Origin of the sequence: Dysgonomonas sp. ZJ279 (assembly GCF_011039205.1) — a bacterium.
In the GTDB taxonomy this organism is placed as follows: Bacteria; Bacteroidota; Bacteroidia; order Bacteroidales; family Dysgonomonadaceae; genus Dysgonomonas.
In genome coordinates this window covers 39727-46770 of sequence record NZ_JAAKEL010000023.1, presented here as the reverse complement: position 1 = coordinate 46770, position 7044 = coordinate 39727, and the positions used below count along the sequence as shown (strand labels likewise).

General features: G+C 35.0%; 8 protein-coding genes and 1 tRNA gene. 3 read left to right on the top strand and 6 right to left on the bottom strand.

Annotation, left to right across the window (positions count from 1 at the left end; genetic code table 11):
- The first annotated feature begins 263 nt into the window (after nucleotides 1-263).
- Nucleotides 264-773 carry a hypothetical protein gene (locus G7Y57_RS15785; protein ID WP_165026323.1) on the top strand — a complete coding sequence of 170 codons (510 nt, stop codon included), beginning with the start codon at nucleotides 264-266 and terminating at the stop codon, nucleotides 771-773.
- 635 nt (nucleotides 774-1408) lie between these two features.
- On the opposite strand, the gene G7Y57_RS15780 is transcribed toward G7Y57_RS15785, so the two are convergent.
- The 6 genes from G7Y57_RS15780 to G7Y57_RS15755 form a co-directional block, all read right to left on the bottom strand.
- The gene (locus G7Y57_RS15780; RefSeq protein ID WP_165026320.1) at nucleotides 1409-1747 is read right to left on the bottom strand and encodes a hypothetical protein; all 339 of its coding nucleotides are present in this window, start codon (nucleotides 1745-1747) and stop codon (nucleotides 1409-1411) included.
- Between the two features lie 125 nt (nucleotides 1748-1872).
- The gene (locus G7Y57_RS15775; RefSeq protein WP_165026284.1) at nucleotides 1873-2187 is read right to left on the bottom strand and encodes a DUF3853 family protein; all 315 of its coding nucleotides are present in this window, start codon (nucleotides 2185-2187) and stop codon (nucleotides 1873-1875) included.
- A 118-nt stretch (nucleotides 2188-2305) separates the two neighbouring features.
- Nucleotides 2306-3406 carry a hypothetical protein gene (locus tag G7Y57_RS15770; protein WP_165026280.1) on the bottom strand — a complete coding sequence of 367 codons (1101 nt, stop codon included), beginning with the start codon at nucleotides 3404-3406 and terminating at the stop codon, nucleotides 2306-2308.
- A gap of 2 nt (nucleotides 3407-3408) precedes the next feature.
- Complete coding sequence (locus G7Y57_RS15765) at nucleotides 3409-4482, bottom strand: phage integrase SAM-like domain-containing protein (RefSeq protein WP_165026277.1); 1074 nt, start codon at nucleotides 4480-4482, stop codon at nucleotides 3409-3411.
- Between the two features lie 78 nt (nucleotides 4483-4560).
- Entirely contained in the window at nucleotides 4561-4764 is a 204-nt protein-coding gene (locus G7Y57_RS15760) for a hypothetical protein (protein WP_165026273.1), read from the bottom strand.
- 158 nt (nucleotides 4765-4922) lie between these two features.
- Nucleotides 4923-4994, bottom strand: a tRNA-Arg gene (locus G7Y57_RS15755).
- Between the two features lie 132 nt (nucleotides 4995-5126).
- On the opposite strand from G7Y57_RS15755, the gene ung reads away from it, so the two are divergent.
- Nucleotides 5127-5789 (top strand): uracil-DNA glycosylase, encoded by a 663-nt coding sequence (ung, locus tag G7Y57_RS15750; RefSeq protein WP_165026270.1) that lies wholly within the window; start codon nucleotides 5127-5129, stop codon nucleotides 5787-5789.
- 52 nt (nucleotides 5790-5841) lie between these two features.
- A complete protein-coding gene (locus G7Y57_RS15745; RefSeq protein ID WP_165026266.1) occupies nucleotides 5842-6933 on the top strand; it encodes an SPFH domain-containing protein in 1092 nt (363 codons plus the stop codon).
- The last annotated feature ends 111 nt before the right edge of the window (nucleotides 6934-7044 follow it).

The window sequence follows — 7044 nt, the reverse complement described above, 5'->3', positions numbered from 1 at the left end:
ATAAGACAATAAAATCGCAAGACGAGATTATCGCCTCAAAAGATAAGTTTATAGATCATTTAAGTAAATAGTATTTGACTAACGTAATTTTGTTTTAATTTCCTCTTTATATGTCGTCGTTTTTTTTGAGGCGCAAAAATAAAAAAAATTAATAACTTAAATCGTTTATTATTGAGTACTATATACACTCATTATAATTGTTTCATTTTAACATTCTGCTAACTAAATAATTAATCAATCAAAAAAATAGATTTTTTTTTAATATGATAGAGAGCTACACCCCTCAAACCGCCATAGACTATATTAAAAATACTTCGTTTATGTTCTCGCTTTGCGCTACTGTAAACGAAAAGAAGCGAATTAACGATCTACTATTAACAGACAAAGACAATATAAAGCCCTTTAGTAAGTTTTTTAAAGACGTTCGGTCAATAGACCCCGATTGTGAGCGTGAAACGATAGAGAGAGAATATATATACATTACACAATCGGCATTAACCGCCGAACGTTGGGCAGATTATATTAGAGACGGCGGCGACCGATATTATATTCAACTAAGAATCGGCGACCTCGAACACCTAAAGCCGTTACATGACATAACTTTGCCTATTGACGCCCCATTTTGGTGCGAGTTCCTACCGCCGAATGACTGGTACGACAATAGTACATTTGTACAAGTGCGTAAAAGCAAATACACGGTATCAGATAGCAAAGAAGCGTACAAACTAGCCAGCCAGCTAGTAGCACCCAACTTTCGCAAGACCTCGAAATAAGATATTAATACAACAAAAGCGGCAAATAAACATATACTGTTTACTTGCCGCTTTTCTTATGCCTTATAGGTCTTTTTATAAAGAGTGCGCATATTAATTAGACTTGATAAGATAGTTTTTCTAACAACTCACATAAAATCACAATCTAATATCTGTTTATCAGGTAATTAAACGTATTATTATTGTGCTGACATTTGGTGTTTTGGGGTCTTTTAAAGACATATTTATGCCATTACCCCCCTTTTTATGATCGTTTGTATATCCGTACACACAATTAAAAACCACGTTTTGACACCCCATTTGACGCACCATTTGACGCACCATTGAGAGAAAAAGCACTTTTTCGTCGATTGTTCAAACACCGTTAAAACGCTATTTTACCACTGTAAAAACACCGATTATTCACGATCATTAAAACACAAAAAGCACTCATAAATCAAAACTTAAACACCGAGACATAAAAAAAGAGGCACTAAGCCCCGCGTTTTCTTGCCCCACATGACAATCACATGCTATAAACATGACATTTGTATCATTCAAAATAAAATAGCCTTACACCCAAAATATAGCCGAAACCCTTTATTCATAAGGCTTTCAAGCTGCACACGAGCGCGCGGCGTTTTGTATTTTTCTTTTTAACCCCCATATATACTATTGCCTATATCATCTACTGTAATTTTTACTGCCGTTTCAAATGTTTTGGTAAAACTATATGAGCCTACAGACCGTTTACTTTTTCCTGATTTATAAAAAATGAGTTCACTATTAATAAGGCTTTCTCGTGCTTTAATAAGTGTTTTCTCTGTAATATTTAATGCAATAAATAATTCATTATTCGCTACACGAAATATCTCAGACCATCCTTCTTCATTACAGATACTTATCAATTCTTGATATAGAGCTTGCTCCGTAGCTGTTAAGCGAAATCGTCGCCGTATCTTTCTCATTTTAGCCGTGAGTGAATAACCATCCATTTATGTTTCTATTTGATTGTATTAAAAAAATTGCATAGAAAGTCCCTGTACATGAATTTTCATGCACCACTTTAACATATAAATAAATTATTGGATTAAAACAGAGAAAATATAAGTAAGAATAATTAACCCTTTGCTTTCTTAGCTTGAGTTTCTAATTCTTCTAAAACTTTGTCGGGATCGAACAAGACTACACGTCCGTTGTTAAAAAAACTTATGCGCCCACTATTTTTTATTTCTTGGGCTTTACTTGGAGAGATATTCAGAAATTTTGCGAGACCATGGATACCTCGAATAAATGTCTTTTTGGATTCTTTTCTCGTTTTTCCTTGTATTGCACTTTCAACTGCGGAATGTATAATTTCTCGCATCTCGTTTACATCTATAGGAGTGTAAATCGTTCCACCGATGTTTACTGTTGGTTGTTCTTTTGCATTCATTATAAACGGTTTTTAATTTATTAGATATTATTACGTTGTTTTCTGTTAGGCAAAGAACTACTTATACGAAGAGCAATACAAAAAATAAAGAGCAAAGTGCAAAATACCACTTTGTCCTTTACTTAGTCTGAAATAATGTCCTTATTATGGTATCTTTTCCCCTATTATTTCGTGCATTAGACACAAGGTAGCTTCTACGATTAGTATTTAGACTAACAATTCTTCCATTTAGTTCAACTTTATTTGATATTAGGTATATAATTTTTTTATTATCACTCCGTTGATATGGATTACTATCCTTACCTTCTAAAAGATATATCATAAACAAACATAAATCTAAAGAGGTTGGTTTCCCATCATAAGCTTTATTATACAGTCGGTCCTTAGATTCTCTTGTTAATATCCATCTAAAATACTCGTTATCATCAAAAGGAATCCCAGAATACAATTTAACCAACGTATTGGAATCACTACATTCAAATAACCTAGACTCTAATTTTTGATTATTATCATAAACAATTTTCAATTGATTGATTACAGCTTTTTCACTTAACATTTCTTCTTTAGCCATATTCTTTTCTGCCATTTTATTAGATATATTGTCAAATATATGCTCACCATTAGCTTCAAGAGAGACATTTTCAGTATCCTTTTCTATTGTAATATCTCTATTACTTTTCCAAATATCTACTATGAACCGAATATCTCTCAAAATTACTCCTTGTGCAGCAATTTTATAATTTTTGAAATACGTTGAATTTGTATTTCTGATGAACTTTTTTGTTGTAAAATAGTACATAATCATAATAATAGCTATGCTCCCCCCAATAAAAAAATAGATGGCAATAGAATAATTCAAAATATTTTGTGCAACACTAACACAAGATAAAAAGATAACTAAAATAAGAATAGAACAAAACACAAGAAAATAATTTCGTCTTTGACGATATACAATTTTTCTTAGACGAGAAGTATACAAACGATTATCAATTATTCTTTGGTGTGTTGAAAAAATATTACTATACCGAAGGTTATAGAGAAAAAATGGAATTAAAATATTGGCAGCAATAATACCTACCTGAAAGTAAACACCATACCCTTTCTCGCATAACACGTATATAAAATACCATGACATACACATTATTACGAATAAATCAACTAATAAAGAATATTTATCAAAAACACTGTTTTCTTTATTTCTATCTAACTCTTTTTTCATAATCAATCTAAATATTTATCTATTGCTTCCTGCCTTGTATTATCGTCAACCTCGTAATATCGATCAAATGCTTTAGAACCTTTCACATGCCCCGACATCGATGCAATAACACTATCCTTTACCTTCGAGTGAAGAATATGTATAAATGTTCTACGTGCCAAGTGAGAACTAGCTGCTTGCCATAGTGGAATTTGTTCCTTTTGCATTGTCAAAGCATTAAAACGTGTTACCATTCTATTTAATTCAACTCTCTGAAATAATTCTTTTATATATTGATTATACTTCTGATCAGAAATATATGGAAGCAACTTACCATCTGGGAAGTCGTATTTTTCTAATATTACCTTAGCCTTATTTGAGAGAGGAACTCTAGCCGGAACCCTATTTTCCGTTTTAGTCTTATTAGGATAATAAACTAAGGTATCATCAATTATATCATTCTTTGTAAAAGTCGTTAAATCTCCAACCCGACAACCTACAAAACATTGAAAACAAAAAATATCCCTAACTCTAGCCAATTTTTCATCTATTATCTCTTTATCATATAAATAATCCCGTTCCTCTTTAGTCATACAAATAGGAGCGCCGTATACCTCTCCTTTTAGTTGGAAAAAAGAATATGGATTTTCTTTTATTAAAGCTCCATTTTGAGACTGCATACACCATGATAGAAATGCTCTGAAACGTTTTAAAATACTAGATACAGAATTTTGTGATTTCTTGCGAGGAACTTTATTTTTTGGCAAATCTTCATATTCTTTTTTATCCGGGTTATCGTTTAGTAGAAAGTTTTCAAGATCAGAAAGTAGTTTAGGCGTTATAGTTTCAAAAGCCAATTTATACTTTGTTTGCTGTTCAAATCGTTCTAAATGGTTCCTCGTGCTTTTCAATTGTTTCTTACGGAGGTCAGAAACTTTATGAGTTGTTAAATACTCATCCCATTTATTCCAGAAGATTGTACTAGAAGTATTATTAACCTTCTCTTGACCAAGTTCTTTATTTAGATTTGATCGGAGATACTCATTATCAATGGAGATATTATTTGCGACAGCCTTAGTATAAATCTGTACGATCAAAGAACTGATTTCATCCAGTCGCCTATTTATTTGATTGTACTGAATACCATCCTTATTTGTTGTGTTTTTCTTGACTTGCTAAACCTTAATCTTTTCTCCGGAAGCATTAGTTATGAAATCAGTCCATTTACTAGCATCAATACGATAACCGGTAAAGAACATCAAACGCTTACCATTATAAGTGAAATCTAGGTTTATTGGCAAGTTTTTAGTGATTGGCTCTCCTGTTTCTTTGTCATTACGTTTCTCAAGCCTAAAATTTACATTGTATTTTAGTTTCATTTTATGAGTATTAAATAGCTCGAATTACTATCAAAGATACTAACACAATCTTGAAAAACCAAACAAAATGGGAAAGAACCACAAAAGGTTTATCTTCTAATAATCACTAACATATACCACTTAATGAAACAGATAAAAACCACTCAAAACCTAATCTGTGACTCTGGCGAGAATCGAACTCGCATCAAAGGAACCGGAATCCTCCATTTTATCCATTAAACTACAGAGCCATGATAGAAGGCACAAAAATATAAAATTATTCCGATTTTTACATCCTCTTATTCAAAACATATCGCTTCATAAATAATCTATTACCAAAAAGCAGTATATTTGAATCAACTTAACCTATAATTATTAAACTAATGGATGTAAAAATAGAGCAAAGTTGGAAAGATAGGCTCAACGATGAGTTCCAGAAAGACTATTTCGCAAAGCTAACCGATTTTGTAAGAAACGAGTATCGCACCAAACAGATATTCCCACCCGCTAAATTGATATTCAATGCATTCGACCATACCCCTTTCGATAATGTGAAAGTGGTAATACTCGGGCAAGACCCCTATCATAACGACGGGCAGGCACACGGGCTCTCATTCTCGGTAAACGACGGCATACAAACACCACCTTCGCTGGTCAATATATTCAAGGAGATAAATCGCGACTTAGGTATTCCCATTCCACGATCGGGAAACCTTACACGATGGGCTAATCAAGGAGTTCTCCTACTCAATGCCACACTCACCGTACAGGCACATATGGCAGCCTCGCATCAGAACAAGGGATGGGAAACATTTACCGATGCAGCCATACGCCATCTTGCCGAAGAACGGGAAAATCTGGTATTTATGCTATGGGGATCGTATGCACAGAAAAAAGCCGCATTCATCGATCCTTACAAACACCTCATACTTAAATCGGTACACCCCTCTCCCCTATCGGCTCACAGAGGATTTATCGGGAACAATCATTTCAGCGAAGCAAATAAATACCTCTCGGCAAAAGGCATCAGTCCCATAGAGTGGTAAGTTTGAACATAAAATATCGAAATTAAAAACAAATCACTAATAATTTAAATATATGGGATTTTTCAATAAACTAAGAGGAGAATTAATTGATATAATTGAATTTCTCGACAATACACAAAATACAATTGTCTATCGGTTCGAAAGACATAACAACGAAATAAAAAACAATGCTAAGCTCATAGTACGCGAGGGGCAAATGGCAGTCTTTATCAACGAAGGACAAATAGCCGATACATTCACACCCGGCACATATACCCTCAATACACAAAATCTACCTATCCTATCTACCCTTAAAGGCTGGAAATACGGATTCAACAGCCCATTCAAAGCCGAAGTATATTTCGTTAGCACAAAGAATTTCATCGACCAAAAATGGGGAACTAAAAACCCTTTAGTACTTTCAGACAGTAGATTCGGCATGATCGAAGTTCGTGCATTCGGTATCTACTCATTCAAGATAACAGATGCACCTACATTTATCCGCGAGATAGTAGGAACAAATATGTCGTTCACAACAAACCACATCAGCGAACAACTAAAAAGCATTATCGTAACACGCTTTTCGGATGCCACAGGAGAAGCGAATAAACCGATAGAAGAATATGCATCCAATCTGAACGAACTATCAGAAAGTATATTCGGATTCATGCACGACGACTTTGCCGCATACGGTATGGAAGTTACAAAATTCCTCATCGAAAATATCTCAATGCCCGAAGAGGTCAAAAAAGAAATATTCGAACTTAGCCGTCTCGACAAAATCGACCTGGATAAGCTGACAAAAATGAAAGCTGCCAAAGCAATGGAAGCCGCTGCCGAAAACCCTTCGGGAACAGCCGGAATGGGCATTGGTTTAGGCGCAGGAATGGCGATGGCAAACACAATGGCTCAATCGATGTCGACACAAAGCACTCAAAATACGCCCCCACCACCCCTACCGACAGACACGGCATACTATGTAGCTGTAGGCGGACAACAATCGGGACCGTTCAACAAAGAAGGGCTGAAAGAACTGGTGGCAAAACAGATATTAACCAAAGAAACACTGGTATGGAAACAAGGTATGACGGATTGGGCTGCCGCAGAAAGCCAATCTGATCTTCAACAATTGTGGGGACAAACACCTCCGCCATTACCAAAATAAGCCTCCCCAACCCCTCCCAAGGAGGGGCTCTTTGTATACTCTCTTTGTATTCCTCCCCTTGGGGGAGGTTAGGAGGGGCTTTCAGTTCGGGATGACAGAGAGAAGCAAATC